This window comes from Oleiphilus sp. HI0079, assembly GCF_001635105.1.
Genome location: NZ_LWFT01000622.1, coordinates 1 through 1,248, shown reverse-complemented (window position 1 = coordinate 1,248; position 1,248 = coordinate 1). Strand labels below are relative to the sequence as shown.

Below are 1,248 nucleotides of genomic sequence, written 5' to 3'. Positions count from 1 at the left end.
TCGTAATTTAATATAAAAGCATTACCATCTTTAAACTCAAAAGTTACCCGCCTACCATTGACTGAAATAGACCAAATGTCCTCTCGCTCTCCTTTTAACGGATGCAATTGATAACCGGGCAAATCAACATCGTCGATCACTTGCGCAGTATCAATAGCTGCCAACTGCATTTTCAATTTCTTAGCATGGTGCGCACCACGCATCAATAAGTATAACGCCCACCTCAACGAGCAAATTTTGCTGGCGGCAGTTTTGTCAGTGGTGACAGTAACATTTGTCCGTTGGAGGCGCTTGTTAAATGCTCTTGTATGGAATAGCATGAATGCACATAACATATGCGCATTTGGAGTAAATAATATGCAAGCACTTTTTGACCAACAAGCACCTAAAAAAGCAACCAACCTAACTGTAAATAGCGACCTTTTAAATCAAGCTAAGAGCTTGAAAATAAATTTATCTGCCACACTTGAACAAGCCCTAATTGTACAAGTGAAAAACGCACAGCGCGAGCAATGGCTTAAAGAAAACAAAGATGCAATTGATGAGCTTAACAAGCTGAGCGATGAAAACGGCTTATTCTCTGACTCGTTTAGGAGTTTTTGATGAGCCAATTTACACTTTATCTGAACAAAGATAAAAGCAGTAAAAAGACCTACCCTTATTTTGTTGATGTTCAGAACAACTTGTTAAGTGATTTAAACTCTAGACTGGTTATACCATTAACACCATCAAACAAAGTAAACGATAAAGTAGCCCAAAAGCTTTGCCCTACCGTCAATATTGACGGCGACGAATTTGTTCTTGTAACCAATCAGATGACCACCGTTCCAAAGTCAATTCTAAAATCCGAGGTAGATTCTCTAGAGAGTTATCGGTATCAAATTATTGACGCCATTGATATGCTGATCACCGGCATTTAACGCCGTAATAACCGGGCTGCCGGTGCGAAGCAGTGGCAGTCCGATGGCATGGCTTGCCTTGCCATGAAGTTGATTACCTTGTTATGTTTTTTGTGCATTTAACAGTATTTAATTCTTTAACCTTGGAGTTAAAAGCAGACAGCAAATCTTGAAACTCCTTACTTTGAGTTACAATTTCTCTGAATGCTTTACGAAATTGGTCACCATTTTCACTTTGCGGCTTGTTTTTGATTTTTTGGTATTTTTGGACCGCTAATTTGAAACTTGAACTTTTCTTAGAGAGCGTAGCCTCTAATTCGGGAGAATAATCAATCCATTGATTTAGTTT

General features: G+C 38.8%; 4 protein-coding genes. 2 read left to right on the top strand and 2 right to left on the bottom strand.

What is annotated here, in order from left to right; genetic code table 11:
• On the bottom strand, nt 1-203 hold a 203-nt coding region (locus A3750_RS11265), incomplete at its 3' end, for a type II toxin-antitoxin system RelE/ParE family toxin (protein WP_068548271.1).
• A 34-nt stretch (nt 204-237) separates the two neighbouring features.
• On the opposite strand from A3750_RS11265, the gene A3750_RS11260 reads away from it, so the two are divergent.
• Entirely contained in the window at nt 238-603 is a 366-nt protein-coding gene (locus A3750_RS11260; protein ID WP_231871797.1) for a type II toxin-antitoxin system CcdA family antitoxin, read from the top strand.
• Nucleotides 603-920, top strand: a complete 318-nt coding sequence (locus A3750_RS11255; RefSeq protein WP_068453302.1) for a CcdB family protein — start codon at nt 603-605, stop codon at nt 918-920. The genes A3750_RS11260 and A3750_RS11255 overlap by 1 nt, the downstream gene beginning before the upstream one ends.
• Nucleotides 921-993: 73 nt before the next feature.
• Here A3750_RS11255 and A3750_RS26835 read toward each other — a convergent pair.
• A partial coding sequence (locus A3750_RS26835; RefSeq protein ID WP_231871796.1) for a hypothetical protein occupies nt 994-1,248 on the bottom strand: 255 nt, incomplete at its 5' end.